General features: G+C 51.9%; 31 protein-coding genes and 1 tRNA gene. 10 read left to right on the forward strand and 22 right to left on the reverse strand.

Going from position 1 to position 26,083, the window contains the following annotated elements; genetic code table 11:
- The first annotated feature begins 120 nt into the window (after positions 1–120).
- The 6 genes from IAE48_RS08745 (at position 121) to IAE48_RS08770 (ending at position 4,771) form a co-directional block, all read left to right on the forward strand.
- Positions 121–2,532 (forward strand): type VI secretion system Vgr family protein, encoded by a 2,412-nt coding sequence (locus IAE48_RS08745; protein ID WP_233631501.1) that lies wholly within the window; start codon positions 121–123, stop codon positions 2,530–2,532.
- 10 nt (positions 2,533–2,542) lie between these two features.
- On the forward strand, positions 2,543–2,914 hold the full coding sequence (locus tag IAE48_RS08750) for a hypothetical protein (RefSeq protein ID WP_200134114.1): 372 nt from the start codon (positions 2,543–2,545) through the stop codon (positions 2,912–2,914).
- Positions 2,915–3,015: 101 nt separating this feature from the next.
- Positions 3,016–3,420, forward strand: a complete 405-nt coding sequence (locus tag IAE48_RS08755; protein ID WP_200134115.1) for a hypothetical protein — start codon at positions 3,016–3,018, stop codon at positions 3,418–3,420.
- 50 nt (positions 3,421–3,470) lie between these two features.
- A complete protein-coding gene (locus IAE48_RS08760; protein WP_200134116.1) occupies positions 3,471–3,842 on the forward strand; it encodes a hypothetical protein in 372 nt (123 codons plus the stop codon).
- A gap of 110 nt (positions 3,843–3,952) precedes the next feature.
- The gene (locus tag IAE48_RS08765; RefSeq protein WP_370568996.1) at positions 3,953–4,330 is read left to right on the forward strand and encodes a DUF3592 domain-containing protein; all 378 of its coding nucleotides are present in this window, start codon (positions 3,953–3,955) and stop codon (positions 4,328–4,330) included.
- Positions 4,331–4,396: 66 nt separating this feature from the next.
- Positions 4,397–4,771: a hypothetical protein gene (locus IAE48_RS08770; protein ID WP_200134118.1), complete on the forward strand. Its 375-nt coding sequence runs from the start codon at positions 4,397–4,399 to the stop codon at positions 4,769–4,771.
- On the opposite strand, the gene IAE48_RS08775 is transcribed toward IAE48_RS08770, so the two are convergent.
- Both IAE48_RS08775 and IAE48_RS08780 read right to left on the reverse strand, forming a co-directional pair.
- Positions 4,768–5,157, reverse strand: a complete 390-nt coding sequence (locus IAE48_RS08775) for a hypothetical protein (RefSeq protein WP_200134119.1) — start codon at positions 5,155–5,157, stop codon at positions 4,768–4,770. The genes IAE48_RS08770 and IAE48_RS08775 overlap by 4 nt on opposite strands.
- Positions 5,158–5,201: 44 nt before the next feature.
- Positions 5,202–6,911, reverse strand: coding sequence for a DUF4153 domain-containing protein (locus tag IAE48_RS08780; RefSeq protein ID WP_200134120.1), 1,710 nt, complete (start codon positions 6,909–6,911; stop codon positions 5,202–5,204).
- Positions 6,912–7,212: 301 nt separating this feature from the next.
- On the opposite strand from IAE48_RS08780, the gene IAE48_RS08785 reads away from it, so the two are divergent.
- Positions 7,213–7,665: a hypothetical protein gene (locus IAE48_RS08785; protein ID WP_233631502.1), complete on the forward strand. Its 453-nt coding sequence runs from the start codon at positions 7,213–7,215 to the stop codon at positions 7,663–7,665.
- A 38-nt stretch (positions 7,666–7,703) separates the two neighbouring features.
- On the opposite strand, the gene IAE48_RS08790 is transcribed toward IAE48_RS08785, so the two are convergent.
- From IAE48_RS08790 to IAE48_RS08800, 3 genes are read right to left on the reverse strand one after another with little or no spacing between them, the layout of a single operon-like run.
- A complete protein-coding gene (locus tag IAE48_RS08790; protein ID WP_200134121.1) occupies positions 7,704–8,657 on the reverse strand; it encodes a fimbrial protein in 954 nt (317 codons plus the stop codon).
- On the reverse strand, positions 8,654–11,140 hold the full coding sequence (locus IAE48_RS08795) for a fimbria/pilus outer membrane usher protein (protein WP_200134122.1): 2,487 nt from the start codon (positions 11,138–11,140) through the stop codon (positions 8,654–8,656). Before IAE48_RS08795 ends, IAE48_RS08790 begins: the two co-directional genes overlap by 4 nt.
- A gap of 10 nt (positions 11,141–11,150) precedes the next feature.
- On the reverse strand, positions 11,151–11,492 hold the full coding sequence (locus IAE48_RS08800; RefSeq protein WP_200134123.1) for a molecular chaperone: 342 nt from the start codon (positions 11,490–11,492) through the stop codon (positions 11,151–11,153).
- A gap of 154 nt (positions 11,493–11,646) precedes the next feature.
- Between IAE48_RS08800 and IAE48_RS08805 the strand changes: the two genes are divergently transcribed.
- The 3 genes from IAE48_RS08805 to IAE48_RS08815 all read left to right on the forward strand — a co-directional run bounded on the left by IAE48_RS08805 (position 11,647) and on the right by IAE48_RS08815 (position 15,142).
- Positions 11,647–12,855, forward strand: coding sequence for a site-specific integrase (locus tag IAE48_RS08805; RefSeq protein WP_200134124.1), 1,209 nt, complete (start codon positions 11,647–11,649; stop codon positions 12,853–12,855).
- Between the two features lie 135 nt (positions 12,856–12,990).
- Complete coding sequence (locus tag IAE48_RS08810) at positions 12,991–14,130, forward strand: DNA cytosine methyltransferase (protein ID WP_069891413.1); 1,140 nt, start codon at positions 12,991–12,993, stop codon at positions 14,128–14,130.
- Complete coding sequence (locus IAE48_RS08815) at positions 14,066–15,142, forward strand: restriction endonuclease (RefSeq protein WP_233631503.1); 1,077 nt, start codon at positions 14,066–14,068, stop codon at positions 15,140–15,142. The genes IAE48_RS08810 and IAE48_RS08815 overlap by 65 nt, the downstream gene beginning before the upstream one ends.
- Positions 15,143–15,197: 55 nt before the next feature.
- Here the strand turns inward: IAE48_RS08815 and IAE48_RS08820 are convergent, their stop codons facing one another.
- From IAE48_RS08820 to IAE48_RS08900, 17 genes are all read right to left on the reverse strand, one after another.
- Positions 15,198–15,626: an endonuclease domain-containing protein gene (locus tag IAE48_RS08820; protein WP_200134125.1), complete on the reverse strand. Its 429-nt coding sequence runs from the start codon at positions 15,624–15,626 to the stop codon at positions 15,198–15,200.
- Positions 15,599–15,898: a hypothetical protein gene (locus tag IAE48_RS08825; protein WP_200134126.1), complete on the reverse strand. Its 300-nt coding sequence runs from the start codon at positions 15,896–15,898 to the stop codon at positions 15,599–15,601. The genes IAE48_RS08820 and IAE48_RS08825 overlap by 28 nt, the downstream gene beginning before the upstream one ends.
- Positions 15,882–16,307: a hypothetical protein gene (locus IAE48_RS08830; RefSeq protein ID WP_200134127.1), complete on the reverse strand. Its 426-nt coding sequence runs from the start codon at positions 16,305–16,307 to the stop codon at positions 15,882–15,884. The genes IAE48_RS08825 and IAE48_RS08830 overlap by 17 nt, the downstream gene beginning before the upstream one ends.
- 18 nt (positions 16,308–16,325) lie before the next feature.
- Positions 16,326–16,835, reverse strand: a complete 510-nt coding sequence (locus IAE48_RS08835; RefSeq protein ID WP_200134128.1) for an HNH endonuclease signature motif containing protein — start codon at positions 16,833–16,835, stop codon at positions 16,326–16,328.
- A 16-nt stretch (positions 16,836–16,851) separates the two neighbouring features.
- A complete protein-coding gene (locus tag IAE48_RS08840) occupies positions 16,852–17,847 on the reverse strand; it encodes a capsid protein (protein WP_200134129.1) in 996 nt (331 codons plus the stop codon).
- A gap of 74 nt (positions 17,848–17,921) precedes the next feature.
- The gene (locus IAE48_RS08845) at positions 17,922–18,269 is read right to left on the reverse strand and encodes a hypothetical protein (protein WP_200134130.1); all 348 of its coding nucleotides are present in this window, start codon (positions 18,267–18,269) and stop codon (positions 17,922–17,924) included.
- Positions 18,270–18,428: 159 nt separating this feature from the next.
- The gene (locus IAE48_RS08850) at positions 18,429–19,106 is read right to left on the reverse strand and encodes a hypothetical protein (protein ID WP_200134131.1); all 678 of its coding nucleotides are present in this window, start codon (positions 19,104–19,106) and stop codon (positions 18,429–18,431) included.
- A gap of 2 nt (positions 19,107–19,108) precedes the next feature.
- Positions 19,109–19,348, reverse strand: coding sequence for a hypothetical protein (locus IAE48_RS08855; RefSeq protein ID WP_200134132.1), 240 nt, complete (start codon positions 19,346–19,348; stop codon positions 19,109–19,111).
- A gap of 14 nt (positions 19,349–19,362) precedes the next feature.
- Entirely contained in the window at positions 19,363–19,599 is a 237-nt protein-coding gene (locus IAE48_RS08860) for a hypothetical protein (protein ID WP_233631504.1), read from the reverse strand.
- Positions 19,596–20,159 carry a hypothetical protein gene (locus IAE48_RS08865; protein WP_194500941.1) on the reverse strand — a complete coding sequence of 188 codons (564 nt, stop codon included), beginning with the start codon at positions 20,157–20,159 and terminating at the stop codon, positions 19,596–19,598. Before IAE48_RS08865 ends, IAE48_RS08860 begins: the two co-directional genes overlap by 4 nt.
- The gene (locus tag IAE48_RS08870) at positions 20,156–20,332 is read right to left on the reverse strand and encodes a hypothetical protein (protein ID WP_172942654.1); all 177 of its coding nucleotides are present in this window, start codon (positions 20,330–20,332) and stop codon (positions 20,156–20,158) included. Before IAE48_RS08870 ends, IAE48_RS08865 begins: the two co-directional genes overlap by 4 nt.
- Positions 20,329–20,538 (reverse strand): hypothetical protein, encoded by a 210-nt coding sequence (locus tag IAE48_RS08875; protein WP_200134133.1) that lies wholly within the window; start codon positions 20,536–20,538, stop codon positions 20,329–20,331. Before IAE48_RS08875 ends, IAE48_RS08870 begins: the two co-directional genes overlap by 4 nt.
- Complete coding sequence (locus IAE48_RS08880; protein ID WP_200134134.1) at positions 20,535–20,972, reverse strand: hypothetical protein; 438 nt, start codon at positions 20,970–20,972, stop codon at positions 20,535–20,537. Before IAE48_RS08880 ends, IAE48_RS08875 begins: the two co-directional genes overlap by 4 nt.
- Positions 20,973–21,015: 43 nt before the next feature.
- A complete protein-coding gene (locus IAE48_RS08885; protein WP_200134135.1) occupies positions 21,016–22,860 on the reverse strand; it encodes a DEAD/DEAH box helicase in 1,845 nt (614 codons plus the stop codon).
- 1,043 nt (positions 22,861–23,903) lie between these two features.
- The gene (locus tag IAE48_RS08890) at positions 23,904–24,479 is read right to left on the reverse strand and encodes a recombinase family protein (protein WP_200134136.1); all 576 of its coding nucleotides are present in this window, start codon (positions 24,477–24,479) and stop codon (positions 23,904–23,906) included.
- 459 nt (positions 24,480–24,938) lie between these two features.
- Positions 24,939–25,307: a hypothetical protein gene (locus tag IAE48_RS08895; RefSeq protein ID WP_200134137.1), complete on the reverse strand. Its 369-nt coding sequence runs from the start codon at positions 25,305–25,307 to the stop codon at positions 24,939–24,941.
- A gap of 582 nt (positions 25,308–25,889) precedes the next feature.
- Positions 25,890–25,974: transfer RNA gene (locus IAE48_RS08900), tRNA-Leu, on the reverse strand.
- Positions 25,975–26,083 lie beyond the last annotated feature (109 nt).

A 26,083-nucleotide genomic window follows, 5' to 3' on the forward strand; every position in this document is an offset into this window, starting at 1 on the left:
ATGGTTGCGGATTGACATTAAACGTTTATTCCCGCCAACCGTGAGCACAGCAAAAAACCAAAAAAAGAAACACCTCGCAAACCTTTGAACGCGCGGGGCAATAGCTCCGGGAGAGTTGCTATGTTTGACCGTATCACCGTCACCCCGCCAGCCGGCGCCGAGTCGCTGATGTTCTGGAAACTTAACGGCACAGAAGTGATGTCGCGATCCTTTGCACTGAACGTCACGATGTTAAGTGAAGATGGCAATATTGACCGTAGAGCGCTATTAGGGAAACCCTTAACTATTAAGGTGCCAACCCAGAGCCTGCAACCACGCTATTTCAACGGCAAAATTACCGAGGTGAATCTGCAAAGCACCGAGCTTGATGGTGTGCGCTACGCAGTATATCTCCTGAAAATTGAATCCGATTTATGGCCGCTGCTGCGCGACCGTAACCAGCGTATTTTCCAGAACCAGCGCGTGCCGGACATTATTAAAACCGTGCTGTCGGAATATGGCGTTAAAACGGAAGATAAGCTGACCGGCGACTACCGTAACTGGGAGTATTGCGTTCAGTATCAGGAGAGCAGCTACAACTTTATTAGCCGCCTGATGGAACTGGAAGGGATCTACTTCTACTTCCGCCATGAGGCGGATTCCCACACCATGGTGCTGATGGATGCGGCAGAGCATCATGAACCTTTCAGCGGATATGAAGTTATCCCCTATCACGCCACCCTTTCCGGCGGGTCGACGGATAAAGAGGGTATTGGTCAGTGGGCGATCAGCGAACGCGTTACGCCCGGCCTTTACAGCATCGATGATTACGACTTCCGCAAGCCGAACGCGTGGATGTTCCAGGCGCGGCAGAACCCTGCTTCGCCCTCACCTGGCCAGATTGACTATTACGAGTGGCCGGGTCGTTTTGTCGAGCATTCGCACGGTGAGTTTTACGCCCGCATCCGCCAGGAGGAGTGGCAGGCCGAGCAGCAGCGCATTGACGCCAACGGCACGGCGCTCGGTATCACGCCGGGTTATACCTTTACCCTCGGCAACCCGCCTTTTGCCGGCAGCAGCAACGATTATCTCGTCGTCAGCGCCGCCTACACGCTGGAAGAGAACAGCTACGCCAGCGGCAGCGCTTCCGACACTATCCATCAGATTCAGTTTGTGGTGATCCCGGCGGCAACCACCTTCCGTTCGGCACAACGCACGGAGTGGCCACGCACACATGGTCCGCAGACCGCTCGTGTGGTTGGCCCGCAGGGTGAATCAATCTGGACCGACCGCTATGGCCGCGTGAAGGTGAAGTTCCACTGGGATCGTCATGCAAAAGGCGATGACACCAGCTCCTGCTGGGTGCGCGTATCCAGCGCATGGGCGGGCCAGGGCTTTGGTGGGGTGCAGATCCCACGCGTCGGCGATGAGGTGGTTATCGACTTTATCAATGGCGACCCGGATCGCCCGATTGTCACCGGCCGCGTCTATAACGAAGCGAGCATGCCGCCGTGGGAGCTGCCGGGCGACTCAACCCGTATGGGCTTTATGACCCGCAGTAAAGACGGCAACAAAGATAACGCCAGCTATCTCTTCTTCGAAGATAAGCTCGGCAACGAGTCGGTTGACCTCCACTCCGAGCGGGATATGAACGTCTCCGTTGAGGGGATCCATAAGGAGACCGTGCATAAAGAGACGATCTATAACCATAAGCTCACCCGTGCCATAACGGTGGACGATCACGACACGCAGACCTTTAATAAAGGGCAGACCATCTGCGTGAGTGCCGAAGGCCGTAAAGAGACGATTGTCGATAACGAGACCAAATCAGTCACCGGTTACTCCGACAACAGCTATACCAAGAATCTGGTGATCAAAACCGACGCCTCGGTCAGTACCCTGGCGGCAGATAAGATCATGTATGAAGTGCCGGAAGTCGTGTTTGGCCAGGTGGTGAATGCCCAGGGTCAGGAGTCGCAATTGCCGCCCGTGCCTACTGATCAGCGGATTGGTCCAATGCCGGATAAATCAGTAAAAATCGATCCCCATCCTAACCCGGTTTCAGTCATGTCACTTAATGCGCCAGGCTCACTTTCATACGCCACTAAAGTAACCTATAAGCGGGGCGTGGTGACCGATATTCAGGGTATGGAAAAGCGTACGGTTAAGCTTAATCAAATTGTGGATATTAAAGGCAGTGTAGGCAGACATATCGGTGGGCGACTGGACGAAATTGTTGAGGGTGGTGTTAGCCTCTATTCGCCGAAGAAAATTACTATTGAGAGCCCTGAGAAAGTAGAGATACTTTCGCCAGGTGAATATTATGAATACAAAAATGCTGCTGCAAGTCTTAAGCTGAATGATATTTCAGTGAATATGACTTCAGCTTCAATTAATCCACTTTTCGGTTTTTCTTTTAATGGGTTAAAATTTGAGAATAAAGCCGCAGCATTAAAATGGGAAGGCGGAAAGTTCGAAATACACGTGGGAGGGACGGAAACAAAGATCAACACCTTCTCCCAATACATCACAGCCTTAACCAGTTTTTTTTAGCCGAGGAATTATGAATACTTTATCTTATATCATGCCGAAATTAGCATGGATCATACCTTTGGTAGCAATGTTTTTCGTTGCTTACGTTGTATTTAAAAACAAGCAATCTGATAAAATTGATGCATTTATTAAAGAAAATGGCGTTGATGTCGATGCTGTCATGGTGGAGATAGTCCCAGATAAATACCAGAGAGTTAATAATAAAATTGTCGCGGTAATTACAGTACAGTATAGTTTTGAAGGAAAAACTGTTACATCTAAACGCGGTCTTAATTTTTATATAACTGACAAAGATAAGTTTGAGGTTGGCAATAAAATCAGGATAAGAATAAATCCTGCAAACCCGACGCAGTTTTACTATCCTGATTACAGAACTTACTAACCATACACATAATATCTGTCAAGAATACCCAGCTTTTATAGCTGGGTAACATTGCAAATTTATAATTATTCTATTTCATAATCTGGAATTTTAAAGCTGTTATGTTTGATATTATAGCAAAAGCAATCGTTTATTTATCTATGGGGATATTTATCACCGCGATATTCTACTCAATAATTAGAGGTTTTTTTGATAAGAAAACAGCCAAGGAGATCTTAAAGGATCCCTGCTATGTTGACGCAACAATTACCGAGATAATGCCGGGCACGCCAACCAGTTATGGGCTTGTCAATATTACAGTCGATTATTCATTTACAGCCATAAACGGCGAAACCTACACGAAAAAAAACGTCCTGACCGGCATTAAAACGATGGACCTGCCGAAATTCAACGTCGGTTTCACCATACCCGTCGTTTACCTTAGAAACGATCCGTCAAAAAACATGCTTAATATGAGAAATGCGATAGAGGATTACGTGCGGTTCAGATGGAAAAAGAAATCCTGATGTTACTGCATAAGTAGCTGTCAAAAAGATAAGGACTGGGATATATATTTATGGAATTTCTCTCTTATATTATGTTGAAATTAGCGTGGATCATCCCCCTAATAGGCCTGAGCTTTGCAGGCTACGTGGCCTTCCTCACCCATAAAAGCAATAAAAGAGATGCCAATATTAAAGAGAATGGCGTTTATATAGAGGCCATTATCACGGAGGTCGTTCCTGATAAATATCAAAGGGCTAACAATAAAGTTGTTAGTGTCGTCACGGTGAAATATATCCTTTCAGGGCAAACCATTACCTCGAAAAGAGGCATCAGAGTTTATGTCACCGACAAAGATAAAATTCAAATGGGGAAACCATTAAGAATAAGAGTAAACCCTGCCAAGCCTGCTGATTTTTACTACCTCGATTATGAAAGTTGTTAAAGAGGAGAGGCCACAGGACGATTACCTAAAAAATATATCAGCAACCCGCTCAAAACAAGGAAGGTTAGTGCTAAAATAAGTGCATTCTTATCAGCTATGGATCCAGCGTGATGGAGTTACTTAAAGCGGTTCACATAATACTTGTTACCATTGTCTCTGCGGTGCTTTTTTATGCCATAGTCATTAGAAGTCTTTTTTATTGGTTTATCAAAAAGAGAATATTCAACAACCCTTGCTACGTTGATGCAACTGTTACCCATATTAAACAGCATATACCATCGAGTCGAGGCATTGTCAGTATTGAAGTCGACTATCGATTTACCGCAGTAACTGGTGTGATATATGAAAAAAAACATGACCTGCTAAACATCAAAACCATCAATATCGATCTTTTTCAGCCTGGTTCAGTCATCCCTGTGGTCTACCTTAAAACTGACCCTGGTAAAAACAGAATAAATATGCCTGATGTAATACTGGACCAGCAATGAGTATTGTATTTAGGCTGATTCAATACAGCATAGCGAACTCCTTAATCACGGAGAAACAGAACTGTCATGATGGAATTTTTATCGACCATTTCACCAAAGTTAGGCTGGATTATCACTGGCGGTATGCTGCTTGTTTTCGTTTATATCGGCATAACTAACTGGCGGAGCCAGTCAAAAGATGCAAAAACCGAACAAAACGGCACTGACCTTAAGGCAAATATCGTTGATTTGAAGTTTGATGAGTATCAGGAACTTAATAATCACCTTACGGCAGCCGTGACGGTGAAATATATTGTTAAGGGAGAGGAAGTTATTGCCAAACGTGGTATTGCTTTCCCTTTTATTGAAAAGGATCAGTTTTTTTCTGGTGCCGAAGTCAATATCCGCGTCGACAATGAAACCGGAAAGCACTTCTACTTTAGCGACTACAAAACCTATTAACTCTGTGGTGTTGCGGGGCAACTGCCCTCCTGTTTGCTACGCACTTTCACCAGCACCTGATGCAACTGCCCGATGGAGAGATCGCGCACCACGGGCTCTGGCTCGCCGCGCAACCAGCGAAAAAAATAGCAGATGCCGAGTAGATCGAGACCTTCGCTTGTAAAGAGGTACTCGTTCTCCTTTAGCGAGAAAAGCGAGCGAAAATCCTCTTCATCCGTTTCAAAACGGACAGCAAAAAACTTTTCTGCTGCTTCAAGAAGCTCAACGCCGTCATCACCGCAAATACCCAGATCCTCTTCCAGCAGCGTACTTTCATCGATCGCTTTGCGCGTACATCCCGAAAACTCACGCACAAAAGCAATCACCTCTTCTACGCTCGGGCTCACTGTTGCACTCCTCTCGCCCGGCTTTATGCCGCCGGGCTTAATGACTACTGGCCTTCAAAGCCGTAATACTGCACCGGATAGCGCTGACCGTTGATCTCCAGATCGCGCCAGGGCTTGCTGACGGTTTTCGGCATACTTTCGCGCAGCGCTTTTTCGGCGTTCTGCGACAGCGTGACGCTGCCCGCCTGACGCCACTCATTGCCCTGATGGGTATAGACCGAGATCCCGGCGTCGTTGCGGTTATAGAGCAGCACTTCCGGCGTGCCGTCGTCGTTGAGATCCTGCATCCAGATCAGGCAGGCGCTGCTATCCACCATGCAGGTGCTCAGCGTGTGATCAACATACTGCGTCTGCGCCTCCCACCAGCTCTCCGGCGGCGCTTCGCTGCCCGCGCGCAGCGGGATGCTTTTCTGCAACGCGTTAATGTCTTTCTTCGTGCCTTCGTGATAGCCGCCGAGGATTTGCATCAGCATCGCTTGCTGCTGCACCGGATCTTTAAGCCACTGCGGATGCGCCTTCAGCCTCTGCAACGCAGCTTTGCCACGACGCCCTGCGTTGCTTAACGTGTAGAGATCGCCTTCATCGGCTTTGGCTTTGCCCGCGGCGTAACGCGCCAGTTGATTGTTAACAGTGATACGCAGCGGATCGACAACCGGCGTATGCAACAAAAACCAGCCGCAGGCTGTTAGCGCCAGTATCAGGACGGTGAAACGGTTCATGTTTGCCGCGCCCTGCGACCAGGCCCGGCGCTGATAGCTCACCAGCAGCAACGACCCGATCAACGCGAGAAGCGTAAGAGCCACGCCGTAAACGCGATCCACCGTCCAGCCATATTCGGCGATGCGCAGCCACAGCGCCCAGCCCGCCAGCGCGGCGAGCAGCGGCGTGATCCATTGCGCCACCAGTACCAGACGCGCAATCACCCCCGGCGAACGCGAAGCAGCCGGCGCTTTTTCGCCAACCATGGCGCTGAACGCCAGCATCAGCAGCGTCATGGTCAGCAGCAGTGTCGCGGCGGAGACAGAGGCCGGGATAATCGCCAGCCCGGTAAAGGGCAGGCAGGCGAGAAACAGCAGAGAGATAACCGCGTGCAGCGGCAACAGGACGCTGACCGCGAGCGTCAGCAGATTACGAAACAGCCCGGCAGCGCCAGGCAGGCGTCGGCAAAAGATAATGCCAGCGGCAACAGCAGCACCCGTCGCCATCGCCGGGAAAAATGGGTTATCAAAAAAGAGGTGCTCGAACAGCGTGATGCCAATCATGCTGAAGAGTTTGCTCCACAGCAGCAGTACCAGCCAGAACAGCCCGGTCATCACCGCGGTCACGCCCAGGGTGAAGGTGTTGTTCCACAGCGCGCCGGTGATAAAGGCATGTTTATCCGCTTTCTGCCCGGACGGCGTGCAGAACGCCGCCAGAAACGGCATCACCAAAGTAAGCAGAAATGTCGATGCACCGAAGTTTGTGCCATGAAAATCATCGTTCGGCAGGCCGGGGAAGTTCCAGCGCAGCCAGCCGGTCATCAGCGCGATAAACGGCAGCGTCAGCAGCGCGCAGAGCCACGGCTTAACGTCTTTGATGCGATAAAGCGTGAAGGCGAGCACGCTGGCAAATGCAATGGCAAGCGGCGACAGATAAAACGCGTAGTCGTGATCGTCGATGAGCCCGCCGGACAACGCACACACTAATCCAGCGAGCGTGCCAATGGCGATAATCACCCACCTGGTCTTTGCCGGAAAATCCTCTTTTTGTAACATCGCGACTCCTTTGCTGTTTGGCTGGTGAGAAACCTGTTTATACGCTTTTTTGTCGTCAAAAATCACTACGGGTTTTTGCTGGCTCTTTTCTTGCTCTGCTTTGTACGGCGCACGCTCAGGCATTGTCCATGCCAGGGAGAGGAGCGCAATCACTTGTTTGGGTGGGGATTAAAACCTGGATCAACTCTTTGTCTTTTTCAGACTTATTTAATGCGTGTCGTTTGATACAGAGACAGGTCTAACATTTTTCTTAACCGCATTGATTTTCTTCTATTAATACAATCGGGGGAGCTGGCACTCTATGCCCCGACTGCAAATGGAATGCGAAGGAAGTGATATGAAAAAACTAAAAAGAGCGTCAATGCTTATTCTGCTGGTCATCATTGGCTTTGTGCTGATTGATTGCAGCATGCAGAAAGTTGCTGAGCGCCACGAAGGTTATACCGAGGCAAACCTGTGGGCCTATTATCTTTACACCGACAGCGACATTCGCCATGCGCCGAGAGCCTCTGAGAAATATCACTTCACCTTCACCGCCGAGGATGGCACTCAGCCCAGGGACAGCAGCATTGTTTATGGCCCAGGTGCTGACATAACCGTCATCAGAAATTATTTAACCTCACTGGGATACGCCAGCGTAAAGCGCGAAGGCCTGCTGGAAAGTTGGCAGCGCAAAGGGGAAAACACGCCCTACTTTGTTATTACCCGGGATCCGCAAACACGGACGCTGACGCTGACTCGCTCCAGTTTTTAAACAGGCTTTTCTCTTACCGCGCCATTTACTCCGGGCACTTACCGATAAGTTAAGGTAAATGTCGCTGTTGCACTGGCGACACCTGCGCTGACGCGCGGTGCGGTCTGGTAATAGCGCGCTTTAAACTGGACGGTCTCGGTGCCGCCGCCGGGCGAGGTGTAGTAAATCCTGCGCTGCCCAAAGCGCACCGCCCGATCGTCGGGCGCGAAATAGAGCTGCACACCGACGCCCGTTGCCGCGATATCGCCGGGCGCGCTGTCCAGCTTCATTACACCAGTCACGTTTGAGGGATCCTGTTCTGCGTCGACCTGGACGTAGATACGGGCGTCTTTATCGCACTCCAGCTCAATCCAGAAATCTTTCCATTCGGTATAGGCGCCGGGGCCATAAAAGTTCGATTTTTCATGGTCGCCCAGCAGCACATAGAGCTCCGGTGTCAGGATCGTGCAGGCCGTGGTGGTAACCGTGTTGGTGCCGCCCAGCGTGACATTGGCAAAATAGAAGCGGCTGTCAATTGAGGCGCGCGCCAGCACGCCCGGGGTCAATGTTCCTGGCGTGATCGCGCCGGTTTTGATTAATTCCGCTTTCATACCGGCACCGATATAAACACTGGTATTCGGCGGCACGCGCTGATCGTATGGCAGCTGTTTTCGGGAGCCGATATTGGTTAAGCGAATCCCCACACCGGGCAAATTCGTTGCATAAATTTTGTTTCCGAGGGCGCTCTGCGCGCGCCACTGGCTCATCTCCCAGCGGTAAATCCAGCTCTCATTGCATCCGGCGATGTTGTTCCCGCCGTTATAGGCACCGGTTACTGCCGTCGCAATCACGATACCGACAGGCGTATCACGTTGTACCGAGACGTTGCCGAAGCTGATGGCATTGCCGATCTCACCCGCCAGATTACTGGCAAAACCGCAGGCGGCCTTCGCGCCGCAAGAGAGGCACCACAGCGCCATCAGGCCGGAGAGTGATTTTACGAACCGCGTCATGCCAGGCACTCCTCTTCTGTTTCAATTACCGGGCTGTTGCCGACGTTGTCCGGCAGCCGAAAATGGACTTCACACTGCTGATCCGTATTCCATTTCACTTTGAGTTTTCCTTCCTCCGGCACGCCCGCGAGATAGACCACGCCGTCGTCGCCGACGATGCCGCTGCTCCCCTCCTTCAGCGTTACCTGAGCGCCGAAGGGCACCGGTCGCCCCTGATAAGAGAGCTTCATCAGCACGCGCCACCCGACCCGGGTATTGAAGTTCGCCATCACCACAGCGCCGTTTGTCGGGGTAACGGTTTGCACTGCGCTATCGATATCCACCTCATCGCCAAGGGTAGTGGTATCCAGCACCACGCGGTTTTTCCGGTACGGCGTGACATAGGGCACCACCGCATAGCCACGCCGGTCAGTGTAGAGACCGGTGTTGTTCTGCACTTTCGCATCACGAGCGCCCGGCGCTTGCAGCACGGCCAGCGCCTGGCCCAACGGCTGTGAGAGGGTTACGCCGTGCGGATGGGCAACCACGCCGCCTTTCAGGCCGTAGTTAATCTGTTGATAGTGCGCGTCATAGTTGTAGCCGCCGCTTATCTCCCCCTGCCCGCCTTTGTAACCGGCGCTGAGACTCCCCGCGCTGCCCGCGCCGTGATGCGTGTGGCTCTGCTGGATGCTGTAGCTCAGGTTGTTGTCGGCAAGCGTCGTACCGCTGAGCCCCACCTGCTGGCGGGTGTCGCCGTGCCGTGCGCTGTTCAGGCTGTAGCTCGCCCACGCGTTGGGCAGAAAACGGCTGAGCGGCACCTGGACGCTGAACGCCAGCTGCTGCTCTGCGGGCTGTGCGCGAGCCGGATAGCTGTTATAGCTGTAGGCGAGGTTGTAACTGATGCCATTAAAATTGCCGCTCCAGCCGGTGCTAAGCGTGCGTTCGTAGCCCTCCTCCTGCCAGAAACTCTGCTGATAACCGGAGAGATAAAGCGAACCGTAATCCCCCGCGCTCTGGCTGAGATCGAGCTGGAGCTTTTGCCGCTTATTGTGGCCCTCCGCGCGCCGATCGCTCGCCTCCTGAAAGGTGTAAAACCCGGCGGTGGAGTAGCGGTACGCCGCAAGGGTGAAGCGGGTATCGGTGGCCTGAAAATCCTTTGCATATTGCAGCCGGTAGGAGTGGCCGTGGTGAGCGTCGTTGCCGTTCAGCGTGCTCTGGGCAACCGACATATCGGCGGACAACGAGCCGAGATCGCCAAGCCCAAAACCGAGCCCCGCCGCTCCGGCGTGGTAATTTTGCGCAGCGATCGCGCCGCCAAAAAGGGTAACGGCGCGCGGCAAGCCGTAGATGGCCGTCGCCTGGCCAAAGGCGGGCTCATCGCTGCTTTTGTTGCCGCTGCGATACTTCCCGGCGGTGAGGGCATACTTCAGGCGACCTTCGCGCTGCATAATCGGCACCGCCGAGAAAGGCTGGGTAAAAGTGCGTTCGCTGCCGTCCGCCTCTTTGATGGTGACAGTGAGATCGCCGCTGCCGGAGGTGGGATAGAGATCGCGGATAACAAACGCCCCGGGCGCGACGTAGCTCTGGTAAATGATGTAGTCATTCTGCCTGATGGTCACCTGCGCACTGGAGTGGGCGATGCCGCGGATCACCGGGGCAAAGCCGCGCAGGCTGTCCGGCAGCATGTTGTCGTCAGAGGCGAGCTGCGCGCCGCGAAACTGCACGCTGTCGAAGATCTCCGAGGCCGTGTAGCTGTCGCCAAGAGTCAGCTGCCCCTTCAGCGCTTTGATGTTGCGTTGCAGGTAGGTGTTAATCGACGCCCAGCGGCTGCCGTGATCGCTGGCGTAATGCCCGGTCGAGTCGTTACGCAGCCGCCACGCCCCGAGATTTACCCCGCTTTGCAGGCTGGCGTAGTAGCTGTCGCGCGAGCCTTTGCCCACGTCCAGCCAGCGATGGCTGCCGCTGAGGCTATAGTTCAGCAGCGCAGCAGTCACTCCTTCGTCCCACTCTGCGGGATCGACATCGCCTCTGGCGCGCGCATCCATCGCCGCCTGTGGCAGGCTGACGTTTAGCCTTAACTGGCTGAACCGCAACTCTGCTGCGGCCATCGGGATGTAATATCCGATATCCTCAAGCGGTGCCTCCGGCGACAGCGCCGCCAGTTCGGGAAAGGCGTCGATTTTTACTCCCCAGCCCCGCAGCATCGCGGGCGTGATCTGCGCATGCAGCCGCTTGTCCGCGCCCGCGATAAAGGCAATATCCTGCGCATCGCCCTGCTTTTCCCCATTCACATAGACAGTCACGCGGTAGGTGCCCGGCAACTGACCGTCCGGTTCAGCAAAGAAGGCGAGATCGGCTACCAGCTGGCCCGGGTTATCAAGCTCCAGCGCATGAATATTAAAGATCTCAAGCGCATCCGCATGGCGCAGGTAGCCGGGCAGCAGCAGCACTATCGGCACCAGCGCCGGTAACAACGCCCGCTGCCGCGAAGTCGGGGTTTTCATCACCTTCCCCTCAGAGCGGCCGATGTTCAACCCGGCTGACGCCGCCGTAATCGCTGATCGCCTGCCAGCTGACGCGCGATACCGCAGCCGAGGGCAGCGTAAAGCTGGCGTTGCCCAGGGGCGGCACCATATCAACGTCCTTAACCTCGGTTCCGTCCACTTTCAGGGTGAAGAGCGTGACGTAATAGGGCGTGGGATTGGTGACGGTCAGGCGATTGCCGCGGTGAGTGAACCGCAGATTTTGATAAGCGCTTCCCGGCTCGCCCGGCAGCCCGCCGGGGCGGTAGAAAAGCTTGATGCGCGATTTGATCACCACCTGCAACATGTTGGTGCGCGCAACGCTGTCATCCATGGCCGGACTCGAACCGGCACGGGTTTAGGCGGCTTAGCTTGCTTCAACAAACATCGTTAACTCGTTGAACTATCTAGACTAAAGCTCATAGACCCGGCACATTTCACAGACTGTTTAGCCATGAAAAAGCCCCGACAACATAGCCGGGGTTTGTATGAGTTTCAAGAGAGATCGTTATCTAGTTTTAGATCCCTGCGGGAATTACCTCGTGCGGATAGCTATCCCCAGCTACATGCGCCACCTGTTTCAAGGGAAGCGCTACTTTATGAAAAGCACAGGGACGCGAGACATACGGCAAGCGCGTTTGTTTCGCGATGCTATTGCTCTGGAATGGACTCGCTTACGGAATCTGCTTAAGCCGCAAGGCGGCTCATCCGTCGATCAAATCATTGATGAGCTACGCCGTGTCAGTGTGTATGCTAAGGAAGCCCCCGCATCATTTGGTGCATCGGTTCAGGCTTGCCCTTCCCTACTTAAAATGCGCGATCTGTATCTTCTCCAATACAGCGAGAAGAGAAAGCTAACCACGCTATCCAAGACCAACAAAGCCGTAGAGGTGCTGTTAACCCACCTGAAAAAGAAAGATATTCAGTTGCGGGATATTAACCGAACCATAGTTACAGGCTGGTTAGATAAGCTCAAAACTGAGCGAGCGCCGCAAACCATCCAGAACTATATAAGCGCACTGGCACAGATTTGGGATTTGGCACGCAATCGTTATCACGATGCGCCGCAGGATAATCCTTGGCGCGGTCATGCGCTCGAAGCAAAAAGCAGCAAGGTCAGTTATGAAGTCTTCACACCGGGCGAGCTAGCAAAGGTCTATGCCTTGCTTGATGACGAGATGAAGGCAGTAACGGCTATTGGTGCATACAGCGGCATGCGACTTAACGAGATATGTACACTAAGTGACAGCAGCATTAAAACTATCGAGGGCGTATTGTGCTTTCAGGTAACGGAGGGCAAAACCAAGAGCGCAGCGCGAATCGTTCCAGTACACAGCAAGCTAATCCCCCTCGTGAAATCATTACTCAAGACCACCCATAACAATTTCCTTTTCTATCACGCCTCAACTACAGATCGAGCAGATGGGAAGCGCTCATCGTGGCATACTCAGCAATTCTCGCGGGCGAAGCGTAAAGCTCTTGGAGAGACTGCCGCAGAGAGAAAAGTATTTCATTCACTCCGCCATGCGTTTGTGCAACAGCTCGACCGTGCTCAAGTGCCAGAGGATCGTATTGCCTTACTCGTCGGCCATGAGCGAGGTAACACGGAGAGCTTCAAAACATATTCGAAAAACGCAGCGGCCCCAGTCGAGTTGTCGCGCTACGTAGAGTTTGTAGACCACCAAATAGCCATTTAAATTTAATGGATGTTTAAACAGTCCTTCTTCGCAATAGCATCTCTAGACCTACCCGCAATCCGTTGCAATGACCCCCTCATCTGTTAAGATGCAGGGGCGTTTTCGCATGTCATAATGATCAGCAATAGGTAAAAAATGTCCACACTTAAACCCGCCATCTTCTCTTTCTTTTCCGGCTCAGGCTTTTTAGACCTTGGCTTTGAAAACTCAGGCTACGAAGTGGTTTTTGTGAATGAATTTCACCCGCCGTTTATGGATGCTTACAAGCACTCGCGTGCGGTAATGAACAAGCCTATCCCTCGTTTTGGCTATGCCGAAAAGAGCATAGAGGAAGTTGATCACAAGCAGTTGAAAGACGCTATTAAAGCACTCAAGAAAGAAAAAAGACTGATTGGCTTCATTGGTGGCCCACCTTGCCCAGACTTCTCCGTTGCGGGCAAAAACAAAGGGCGCGATGGGGAGAATGGTAAGCTGTCCCAAAGCTACATTGATATAATTGTGGAGATGAAACCTGACTTCTTCTTGTTCGAGAACGTCAAGGGGTTATATCGCACACTCAAGCATCGCGAGTTTTTTGAGCATCTCAAAGAGCAGTTGATGAATGTGGGTTACACTCTTCATGAAAGGTTGATTAATTCGATTGAATACGGTGCTCCGCAAGACCGAGAGCGCATTATTCTGTTGGGTTTCCAAAGTAAGAAATTAGCCAAGTCATTTAATTGGAGTGGCAGATTATACCCCGATCGTAATGCCTTTAGTTACAGTTGGCCAACAACAAATGAATTTTCCGAGGACTCTATACTGGCAATGCCAGAGTCACTCCCTAAAGAATTAACTGTTGATTACTGGTTTAAGAAAAACAATGTTTCTGAACATGTGAACGCAAAGCATGTGTTTACGGCCAGAGCCGGATTAGTTCGCTTCAAGGCTGTTGCAGAAGGTGACGATAGTAAAAAATCTTACAAGCGCCTCCACCGCTGGAGATATTCTCCGACGGCTGCTTATGGTAACAACGAGGTTCATTTACATCCATATAAGCCACGCAGAATAACAGTTGCAGAAGCGCTTGCCATTCAGTCTTTGCCGAAAGAGTTTGAATTGCCATCTTATATGACTCTTTCAAATATGTTCAAAACTGTTGGCAATGGTGTTCCTTACCTTGCAGCCTTCGGAATAGCAAAATCTATATTAGAGCATTTAGGGATAAAAGATGAATTTGACAGCAATGAATCTTGTGAATGCGATAGCCAACCTGCCCAAAAACAGGCAGTTTGATTATGTGAATGAAAGTAATGCTGGGAAGATCGTTGTCGACTCGATTAAGTCGCCACAAGGCCCGATACGTTTTAAGCGTTTTAACCCAACCAAAGGCGAGACGCTCAAAGATGCAAAGATGGACAGCATCTCTAGCCAGATGCTTTGGCGTTTGGCTAACGCAATTCAAGAGGATGCGCCTATCAATTTAGATAGAGTGCTTGGTGCAAGCTATAACTCTCGTTCCGTTATTGAAAGTTTGCTTGCACACACGCCGCAATTTTATTGGTGTAAACTTGACCGTTTAGAAGTTATTAACACTAAACAGACGGTAAAGAAAGGCCACAAGCATCTTGTATACTTACCCAATTCGCCACACGAAAACGGTAAGCTCTCTGAATACAAAACTAATATTGTAATATCAGAGATGAAAACAGAGGTTGTATATCAAAGCGTTGATCTGGAAACGATCCGCCCAGTTGAGGGCATGTCGATTGAAGAATCAAGAAGACATGCACAAATCCAGATTGCATTAGTAAAAATCGGCCACCACTTAGGCTACAGAACATGGGTGGCAGCTAATGATCGTGGACTTAAATATAACGGAAAAGTCATTGCTCAAATGGATGGGGTAATTGATAGCCTCTCAAATGAAAAGGTATTAAGCTCGTACAGCGAGGCCATTGACGGTGCAAAACTAATAGATTGCATTTGGTTTAGAAATGGGAAATTAATGCCCGCCGTGATGGAAATTGAGCATAGCACTGGGATTAAAAGCGGGTTAACCCGGATGAAGAATTTTTGTGACTATGCTCCACGGCTTCAAGATATCAGATGGACAATAGTAGCCCCCGATGAATATCGTGCTAAAGTCATTGAGTTTGCGAATATGCCGCAATTCCGAGAGCTGGACACAAAATTCTTCCCGTACTCAGCAGTCGAAGAATTGTATTCTCTTTGTGAACGACGCAAACCACAAGGAATTACAGATCAATTCCTTAATGCGTTTATGGAAAACTGCGTAACCCACTGACTAGCGGGCTAAACATCTTTTGTGCCGGGTGCAAACCCGGCGCAGCCAGAACTCATCACCCCGGATAAACAACGCCCAGCCCTTGGTTTTGTTGGCGGTAGCTCGTCAGCATCGCGTTCATGCTGCTAGGCGACAGCCCACACAAACGCCCAGCATGGTAGCCACCCTCAGCGGCGTTAGCAGAGCGATGCACCACAGCACGCACGCGCCCGGTTCGGTGGCAGTGATCTAGCACGGCAGACGTAAGGCGCAGCGGCTTACCTGTCACCGCACAGCGTCGGTATTGATAATTCCACAGGAAGACACGGACAGCGGCCACATCAGCACGGCGCAACTCCAGCCGCCCGGAACCATTCAACAGAAAGCGATACACATCTTCGAATACAGCAGCACTTGTAATCCGTTCCGCCAGCGGCATGTTGCCGAGGTGTTCCAGATAGCCCCGCATAGCTTTTCTTAGTAGTTGGTCTGTCCGTATAACCATGATTCAAAGTCTCCATTGTCAGACGCAGCCCGATTGCAGGCTTCGTATTCTTCGCGCTGGCGTTGGCGTACCAAAGCATAAAGCTCATCAGCCATCGCATTAACGCGTTCGTCACTGATACCGTTGCGGCGCATTAGCCCCAGCAGCTTACGAAATTCATCTTCAAGCTCAGGCTCTCCGGTATCCATTACCCACACTTTCAGGTCAGCGAGTGCGCCAGTCATTGGCGGCGGTTCGATGTACCGCCACCTTAATTTAATCGTCAATGCCATAAGCATTCCTCTTTATATCGTTTGCTCTCGCTTCACTGGCTTGTTTAAGCGTCTTTCCTTCGATAGCGATATCCAGCAGTTCCTTTTGCTTACCAGCCAATCGCAAGGCGCTATCTCTCCAGCAAAGCAGAAAGAAGACAGTCAGCACCTGTTTACTCAAGCCATCCAGAAGATCACCAAGTCCTTGCTCCAGAAGACAGGCCCGCCACGCGGCGGCGTGCTCAGTCATAGCACCGACTATCGGGACAGGTGCGCCAAGCATCGTCGCAAGCTGACTCATAACACTATTAGCATCGCCCGGATGCAGCCGGGGAACAGCCATGCGGCCAGCCTGCGCCAACAGTTCGGCGTACCGCTGGCGGCGTGGGTCATCATCTGCCAGCGCTCTAATCGGCTTTTCATCAACCATATATGGAACCTCCGGGGATTAGGCAGCCTGCAACAAATCGGCTGGCGTTGAGGGATGGTGTCTGGCCTTAGCTTTTAGATAGGCAGCACGCGCCGCCGCTTCGGTAGTAAATAAGCCAAGATGACGGAGTACACCATCAACGCGTATGTAAGCCTCCCATTTGCTACAGCCCTTATTCCAGCTATACCCCCTTGCCTTGCGTCGGTTCTGGTCGTTTTCCCGCTGCGTAACCAAACGCAGATTGCATAGGCGGTTGTCGTCACGGATACCGTCGATGTGATCGATCTGCTTACCGTGAGGAATAGCGCCATGCGCAAGAATCCACGCCACGCGATGGGCTTTTAGCTGGTACTGCTTGCCATCAAGTCGCAGGGCAACTTGACGATAGCCATCAGCTCGCCGGGTGGAGTCAGCATAGGAGCCAGCCTTAACCCGGCGTCGGTTAGCTTTATGGTGCAGGCGACCTATCACCGGGTCATACAGGAAAAGGGATCGCAACAGCTCAGGGGCGTAAGCATCATTAACCATGACTCAGCCCCTCCAGTTATGCAGCTTGTCGGAAATTGATAACGCAGTCAGGACGACGCAGCCCAACGTTGAACAGGCGATATGAGTCCATCACCATCGTCATTTCGCGTTCATCATCCCACTGGCGATTAATGACGCTCTGCGCTTCGACCGTCAACAGTACCGAGGAAGGTTTAAACAGCGTCGCCCTCGTTAGCGCTTCCTCTGCGGTAACGTCATAATCAGCGCCCAGTTCATGCCCGGTAATGGCTTCCTGCGGGTAACTGTTCAGCTCAATAACTCGCACCCCAGCGACATAGCCAACACGACGCCATGCGTAATCGTTGCCACTATCCCGGCTGTAACGGACGTTCATCAGCTTCTTATGTTCCATCAGGATGCTGAACCAAGCCGGGTCGATAAGCAGTACCAGCTCCGCCACCGGAATATCTTTCTCAGTCAGGAATCGATTAACAGCAGCTTTGATAGCGTGAAACAGTTCGTTAGCTGCATCCTCTTCGCTCTCCGTGGTCAGGTCGAGCGAGACAACATTATTCGTAAGCGGGTTAAACGTTGGTTGCAGTGTCGGCGGTGGTACAAAGTCAGTCGCTTTGATTAGCTGGATGGTGTGCGCTTCGTCGTAGAATTTAGCGTGAGCAGTACCCATATTGCGGCTCAATTCTGCGCGAAAGGTGGGAGCTGTCCAGTCGTCCTGATAGTCAATCGGGATGCGGATATAGCTCAGCGTATCCACAGAGATAATCAGCTTATCCGACTTAACGGCGGTAGGCTCCAGCGATTGCCCTGCGGTTCTGCCCTTCACCTCAAGATCACCACTCAGGCGATCAATGCGGTATTGGTTGCTGGCTTTCAGCGGCTTGTATGTGCTCAGTCCCTCGGCGAGAAACACGCTCTTTGCCTCAAGGCGGGTCTGAACGTCCCGGTCATACGCTTCAATGTGAATGTCGTTGTCAGCATCCACACCGCCCCAGTGCGGGCGGAATTGGTCAGGGGTATAAACATTGTCAGTCATAGAAATAGCTCCCGCGCCAGCGATAGCCAGTGCGATTTATGGAAAAGAGAAAAGAGAAAAGAGAATGGGATGAATCAGGCAGCAGCTTTTTCAACAGCTACCTCAAGAATCAGGCCGATAAGCGCGAAAGCAGGCCAATGGGGATTAAGCTCGTGCAGGTGCGCAACGCCCCCACCAAAAGCATCACGCACATCAGCACCAGAGATGCCCACGCGTTTGGCCGCCCGGCGCAGCAATCGCAGCTCGGAGCCGGGAACATACGCCGAGGGCATACGCACGCCGAAGCGTGAGGCGAGCCGCCGCCAGTGCGCTTCGTCGGCAAAGTCCTGCTTAAGCTGGCTGGCGTTGGCTTTCCAGTGTTCAATCCTTGCGCTACGGGCAGCCCTAGCCGCTGCCACGTTTTCAGGTGTCAGTAAGTTCATTGTCAGATCTCAATGCAAAGTGGGTTTATGTGTGGTGTTTGAGAGGTAATTTCGCGTTTTACAGGCGCAGATATACGAATGCACATCTGACGATGTACAACGCGATTCAGGCTCTAAAACGTAAGGTTAAGACGTGGGGAAGATAGGACAGGCGATTGCTTAGCGGCCAGCGCGTTTGCCAGCGGAACGCTCCGCAACCAGAGCGCGGTATTGCTCGTCGTACTGGCGATGGCCGGGGCCATACCCTGATTGCTGCGCCCACTGCGAAAGCTGGTCATACGCTGCTATAAACTCAGCATGTGACATTCCGACAGGTTGCGCGGCAGTCTGGCCGTTCGGGACGTAACCGGTAATGGAACCGCCAGCCATACGCTCTTGCAGATACTGAACCGCACGCGACATCTGCGCGGGATCGCCAGACATGACCATCCTTTCAAGGGTTGATTGTGTCCCGGCGTCGAGGGTGCCCGCGTACTGCAACATCGCGTCAACTGTCCCCTGCCCTAGCTGGCTTTCGACAGACTGGTGAAACTGCCCCATTAACCCTTGTAGCTCCGCGGTGTACTCAATAGCTGTTCCATCCATCAGAGGGATAGTATCGCCCACCTGCGCCCCGGCGCTGTCCGCGTTCTGGTCTTGCTGATTAGCAATGTTGCTATTATTCCATTGGCCGCCATCATTGCCGTTAACGGGCTGGGTACGGAGAAAATCAGCATCAGCAGGCGCAGAGCTAAAGCGGGATGCGCCATTGTCAGCGCCAACAGGTGTAGCTATGTACGGCGATTGTTGCGGTGCAGCATCAGCGCCGGAAAGATAGGGGTTTTGATTGTCAGCCATAATTATACAACCTCTTGTGATGTAACCCGGCGGTGTGCCAGTTCAAGTAAAAGCATGTGTGCGTGCACGCATCGGGCAGGAATCATTTTCTGCCCGTGGTACGCCTTGCAGAGATCTTGCCTGTCGATTTGGTACACATTCGCCAAGTCGATTTGACGAAGATTCAAAGCCTCGGCGATGAATTTCAATTGTTGCCCGCAATCAGCCGCGCGGCGTGGCTCCATTAAAATGATGGTGCTCATGAAATTATCCTCAGTTAAATAAGACCGTGACGGCGCAGCCAACGACGCTCACCAACGGAGCCGCGCGGGCGTTGTTTCGGATTCTGGTTAAGTGTTTGGCTGGGGTCAGTTCGACCTTTCCCGGTCAGGTTCTGCGTCAGCACATCCCAACCCCGTGATTCAATCGGAGCGTATCCTTCGCGTTGTTCGTCAAGGTTCACGTAGAGAACAGGGTTAACGGCGGGGTGCAGCGGTTCGTTCTCTGCCATCATTCAGCCTCGCTGAATTTGGAGTTAACAGACTCCAGAGTATCCGGGTACGACCAACGATTTCTCAGGCAGCGTTGCACATGCGCGACGATCTCAACAGGGACGCCCAACTTCCCGGCGATCTCCGCAGCAGGCCAACCGAAGCGCTCTAACTTGTGGATTTCATCTAAATCAGTAAGCACTAACTTGCGCACTACTTTCGCTTTCTCCGGCTTTGCTTTGACGGCTTTCGGCACTGGGTGCGTGTGGGCGTTGCTAAAGCGGGAATGTGCGATAGCCAGCACAGTCTCAGGGCGAATCAGCATATCGCGGGCAATCATAAATTCTGTATCACGGTGCAGCTTGCCGGGCTTATAGCGGCTGCGGATGGCGTTGTACTCCGCCAGAGTAATATCAGTATCGTCTTTCCAATTTTCGGCCAAGTCATCGACATAGACGCCACGGATTACAGCATCAATATCGGTCAGGGTATGACCTGTCTCCGCTGCAATCTCTTCATTGTTCTTTAGGTGCTTATGAGCCAGCGCGTTAATGCGCTGGATATCGGTAATACTCAAAGTCATAAATTAAACTCCGAATCAAATTTGATCTGGTCAGTAACCAGCGTGTGAATCAGCGCAAGGCTTGACGCGGTATGTGTGCCCGACTTGCGGGCGTTGTCGTACATGGTGCGTGCGGCGCTCTGATAGTGCAGTGGCAGCGTGGCGAACCATTGTCTGAATTGTTCAGGGGTCATTGGTCGTCATCCTCCGGGAACACGTTGTTGAATGATGTGTCCGGGGCTTCTACGGCGTTGGCCTTGAGGAAGTTGACCGCACTGGATAACTCCGCTGCGGCCATGCGCGACTCACCAGCCTTATCTTCTTCAAGGCGGCGAATCAGCGCCCCAAGAAGCAAGCCTTTCATTCGCCATGTTTCATTTTCAAATTCAGATTTCGTCATTGGTGGTTATCTCCAACTGGTAACAGGCCAAGCGCACGGATGTGCTGTATCACTTCTTGATGCACGGGCTTCGGCAGAAATAAACGGCGGGCAATGGCGGCGTAAACTTCATCAGGCGTCTTGCGCACTGGATGCACTCGGCCATTAAAAACCCGATCAGACAGGCGGACAGCTTTCCAGCAACGTGAGCCATCCGGCCTTTTCATGCGGTTCAGCACAGCGGCCATACACTCCCACGCCTCGCAATCATTCAGCAGGCAATACCGCTGTAGCGGCGTACTTGCTTCACGTAACAAAGCCTCACGGTTAAGGGTCTGGCGATGACGCTCAGCCAATCCATCAAAGGAATAGCCATTCAGGGCAAAGGCTAATTGTGCGGTGACGAGCGCATCCGCACGCGCAGCACGACGCTGCGCATGTTCGGTAACAGGCATATGAACAACTCCAAAAAAAAAATCAGAGGGGGAGCCTTTCGGCTCAGAGGTATTTAGCGATGTACTGCCAGTTGCAGTTTTCAGGGCGGTAGAAGTAAGCAAGCTCATCAGGCGCAGCATCCAGCGCCAGCGATGACCACAGCAGAAACGCGCGGGCAGGTTGACCATCGCGCCCGGCTCGTCCAATCATCTGAATGAGGTCAGGCAGGTCATCAGGGATATATGTAACGATGACGTTGCGAATGTCTGGCACATCAGCCCCCAGCCCGAAGGCTTTAGTAGCAATCAGAACCGCGCCCGGCGTAGTGGCAAACCACTCAGCGTTTGCGTGGCGTTCCTCGTTACTCAGATGCATCGTCTTCGAATGATATGGCCGCGCCCGGTCGCCTAAGAGTTTCAGGTACGCCCGCAACGTCTTAAGGTCATTGACGAGAATGAGCGTCTTCTCTTCATCCGGCAGAGCCTCGGCCAGACCAACAGCTGCACGGTATCGCTGGCGGCACTGCCTGACCGGAATCAACTGGATATTCTCGCGAGCAACATCAGCACGGAATGTGACGTAATCGCCACGGCATCCCAGTGACTCCATTAAACCACGCTCATTTTCACGTAGTAGCGTAGCCGTAAACACGCAGCGTTGAGCCGAGGGAAAAGCATTCTGTAGTGTGTGCTGCATTGCGTCGTAAGCTGGGCGGAAATCCCAGTCTTTGACCGTATGTGCCTCATCGATAATAAAACGATCAACACCGTAGGCCATCAGCGCCGCGAAAACCTGACTCGATGGAACAAGATGCTCAGGTGAAACGATAGCAACCCGGAATGCCCCGGCAGCCAGCCCCGCGAGTTGTTGCGCGTTGCGGTGCCTCGGCAACTTGTCACCGAATGCCACAGCGTGAACGCCAGCATCCCGCAACTGGCGGAGAATCTGGCGCTTTAGGGTATTAGTGGGAACCACGATTACAGATAGGCAAACACCAGCGCGGGACTCATAAATCAATGGATAAGTGAAGGCGGCGCTTTTGCCATATCCGGTCGGCAGAACGGCAAGCACATCACTACCACGGGAGAAGATCGCATCAGCGACAGACAACTGCCCCGGCCTCCACTCCAGCCCATCGGGTGGCAGCAGGCTAACGCGTGCGTATCGGTCACAGCGAACCAGCGGGCGGAACTCATATGGTGCTGTAGTCAATGGCGGCACAGACGGCGACACTGCCAAGCCGTTTGGGTCACAATGATGATTTGTACTGTTAAATTTATCCTCGGTAGGTTTCGACTCTCCACACCACGATTGACGAAACTCCGCCGAGTCCCCGTAGCGTTTGAAATCTGTATTACGCATCGCTTCCAGTTTATTCATGCCCCTGTTGATGCGGTGCATGGTCTTCTCATCACAAATCAGAAACTCGCGGCAGGCTTTGAGAAAAGCATTCTGCCCGGTCGTTGATTCCGGTACGGTGTGCTCACGCGGTTTCAATGCGGCATCGTCAACGCGAATGCCGGGAAAATCTGGCGGCAGCGGGTCAGCATACCGAGCTGGCTTCTTGTTGAGCCACATCTCTATCTCAGCGCGTCGGCAATGTATCGCGTCACCGGGCTGGATGACTTGCCGTAACCCCGTGTCAGAGCGCTGTTTTTGCTTCTTCGGTTGAACACCGTGCAGCGTTCGCCACTCCCGCAAGGTCATAGCGGAACCATCAGCATTGTAATAAAACTCTTCGGTCTTTGTGTTGTATGCCGCCTTAACGGGTTTACGCTTTACGGGGCATATTTTGGAACGCCGAATAACAACCCCGTCAGCGATCATTTGCTGTACATCTGCGTTTGCAGTATTGAGCGGGTCAGCATTGGCAGCCTGCGCAAGCAGGCGGTGTAGGTTTATTGGCATAGAACTGTCTCCAGAAATTGGGGCGGGTTTAGAAAGGGTCGCAGGACGGCAGCGCCGGGATATGGCTGCTTGTCCTCCTGAGTAGTGATTCTCATGTCGGTGATTGCGTAGGTTGTTCCTACTACCCAAGTAGACACCTTTATTTGATTGTTTTTCGATCACCCCCACTACAAGCCTTGTTCTATCTGACTTGCCAGTGATTCAGGAGAAGGTAAACCGTAGTACCACGAGTAGCTCAAAGGTTGGTCATTTGCGTTACTCTTTCTCCGGTATAGATGCTCTTATAATTTTTTAATAAATACAGTTAGTTGTGATCAATAGCAGCTATCGAAAAACATTTTCATTAATAACTTATTGTATTTAAATATAAATAATTATAATTACAGCTTTGATAGTTACATTACTACTCTATCCCCGCCGCGTTGACTGCCCGGCAAGCACGGTTGCGTGGAGGGCCGAGCATCGCAGCGGGCGTAGACCGGGAATGAGCCAAAGGCGATGGAGCGGGCTGGAGCACAGCGAGAAGCGCAGCCAGTGGAGAGCGTGAAGCGATAACACTGATTAGGAGATGGGGATGTAGGGGAAGAACCCTTTTTTGTACATGTATTTTAAATGCACCTTTAAAGAGAGCGAAGCGCTCTTACACTGCTTGGGATGAGAGAGTGAAGGGAGAGAAACCTTTATTGTACATGTACCAAAGATACATCTTTAAAACAGCTCAACCAAGTGATGCCACTCCGTCTCCTGTCTGGCTTTGAGACTGGACAACACAGCCTTTGATCCCTTCCCCTGCCCCATCCCTCGAATTGTTCAGTGATAAATCACATTCACAATCTGATCTCGATGTTCATCGTCTGGCACGGCTAAAGCCCCGCCATCTCTTCACATCGAGAGCCGCGAGTAAAACGAAAACACATTACAAATCATAGCATTACAACATTACGCATAACATAACACTCTGAAATCAATACAAAAGCTGTAGGCCACCCATCACCCATAGCCCAGTAACGGCCAGTGCTGGCACCTCATTTGGCTGTAGGTCATCATCCCTCGCCCTTGTTCCAGTGGCGTTTAACGGTGCTCACGCTGACGCCGAGACGCTTCGCTACCTTCGATTGAGACAACCCCTCACTCCGCAGCTCCTGCACCTTGTGAGTGGTGTCGGTGGCTTCCTTGCGTCCCAGCTTAACGCCATTGGCTTTCGCCTTCTCCAGCCCGTCCAGCGTCCTCTCACGGATACGGTTTCGCTCGAACTCAGCAAAGGCTCCAAACATCTGTCGGATTAGCTTGCCCTCAGATGAAGTCAGATCACGCGCTGGCAGGTCAAGAGACACCACCTTCACGCCACGTTCTAACAACATGTCGATGGTCTGCTGTACGTCGATGTTGTCACGCCCCAGCCTGTCCAGTTTCAGCACGACAAGCTGATCTCCCGCTTCCAGCTTGTGCTCAACCATCGCCCGAAACTTAGGGCGCTGCATAGCCTGAACACTACCGGAAATGTCCTCGCTGATTACCCGGCTTTCAGGCACCTTGTACCCGGCACGCTCAATAGCCAGCACCTGATTCTGCGTATCCTGCTCGCGTGTTGAAACGCGGCAGTAGATAAAAGTCCTCATGCTTCACCTCTCCCGTCTGGTATCACAAAACGGTAGCATCATTGCATTGGTGGTAGCATTTAGTCAAACCCTAAATTGATGACACCAGATAGTAATCACTCAGGAAGGTAGCAAGAATCGAACGATTGATGACACCAAAGTCAAAACAATAACGACAGCCAAGAGAAGCGCCAAGCATCAACGCAAAGTGCTTTAACAGTGGAGATTCAGGAGTGATTTAGCGTTTAAAGGGAAGAGTAACCCTAACCCACAGCCTCACGGCCAGAGAGCGAAACAGGGTCATAAACGCCACAGAGGAAGGCAAATCGATATACAGCCCGCCCAGCCTTCGGCTGGGAGAGGCGCACGGGGGAAGTTGAAGCCTTAATCGTTGAGGGAGGCCCAACTATAAGCGTGCAATTTTTCAAGCCGGGTTAAACCTGCACTCTCAAGCATTGCAGTCTCACCAGTAGAGGATTCTTATAGTCCGTCTGGACTACCATGTTTCAACCAACTAGGGAAATAACCATCAGGTAATCTTTCACGGAACCAGTCATACAACTCACGCAACTCGCTTTCGAACGCTCGGCTTAAGCCGTATCGCCCATCCTCAGCCGTGCTAAGGGCAGATTCAACCGCCTCATAAAGCTCAACAAAATCTAGTTTCAATACTTGGTAGGTATAAGCTCCGACAAAGTTGTTCAGCGCACGGCCAGCCTTCCAGCGCTCCTCTCGCACAGAAGAGTTAATATCTCCAAACTCTCCCGTGCTAACCCGTGCCTCTGACACCGCCATGTAATACTTAATCAGCATTAACCTAGCTTTCATCAATTCAAAATCTTCATTCATCGTTGAACCTCCTAGCGGCTGGCTTGTGAACCAATAATCAAACACTAACAGAGCACATTGCAACCTATTGGAGAAAATCAGATAACCCCCAATGAATGAAACGACTGGGCGGATAACGTGTGAACGAAACCATTAGCCCCGTTGGTGGTACAGGCAAGCGGAGCCTCTGGCGACTTCATCAGGGTTATGTCAGTTAGTGAGGCTTATCAGGATGACCATGTACCCAAGGGGAGCGAGGCCGAACCGCTGGCAGAGCTTGCATATGGTCTGCAAGTACCGTGACCACCATAAACCTGTTTATCCCCTGCGGCGTCTCGCGACGGCGACAGAACGGGGGCATCGGGCTGTAATGCGCTTCACTAAAAGTTTTTGGGACTGTTTAGAGACGGTGGCTACGTCATAGCTTTCAAGTTGAGTCAGTACGTGTTTGACGCTTGGAACTACACGCCGCTATGAGTTAACATCCCAATTACCACTATCAACCACAGCGGCTTTTTCAAGGGACATAACAGAGCATTTCTTACAGGCAAAAGAGACAGATTTTATTGTCTAACTAGCTGTATTGTAAGAAATTTAGTGACTTGGTGCCGAAGGCCGGACTCGAACCGGCACGTATTTCTACGGTTGATTTTGAATCAACTGCGTCTACCGATTTCGCCACTCCGGCACGGAAGGGGATGCGGAAACGTGTTGGATTATACCTGTCAATCGCCTCCATGCAAGCAGCGCCGCGCGTAACGTCTGCCAAGTGCTGAAATTTTCAGCGCTAAACCTTC

The sequence above is a fragment of the Kosakonia sp. S57 genome (genome assembly GCF_016516575.1).
Classification (GTDB): Bacteria; Pseudomonadota; Gammaproteobacteria; order Enterobacterales; family Enterobacteriaceae; genus Kosakonia; species Kosakonia cowanii.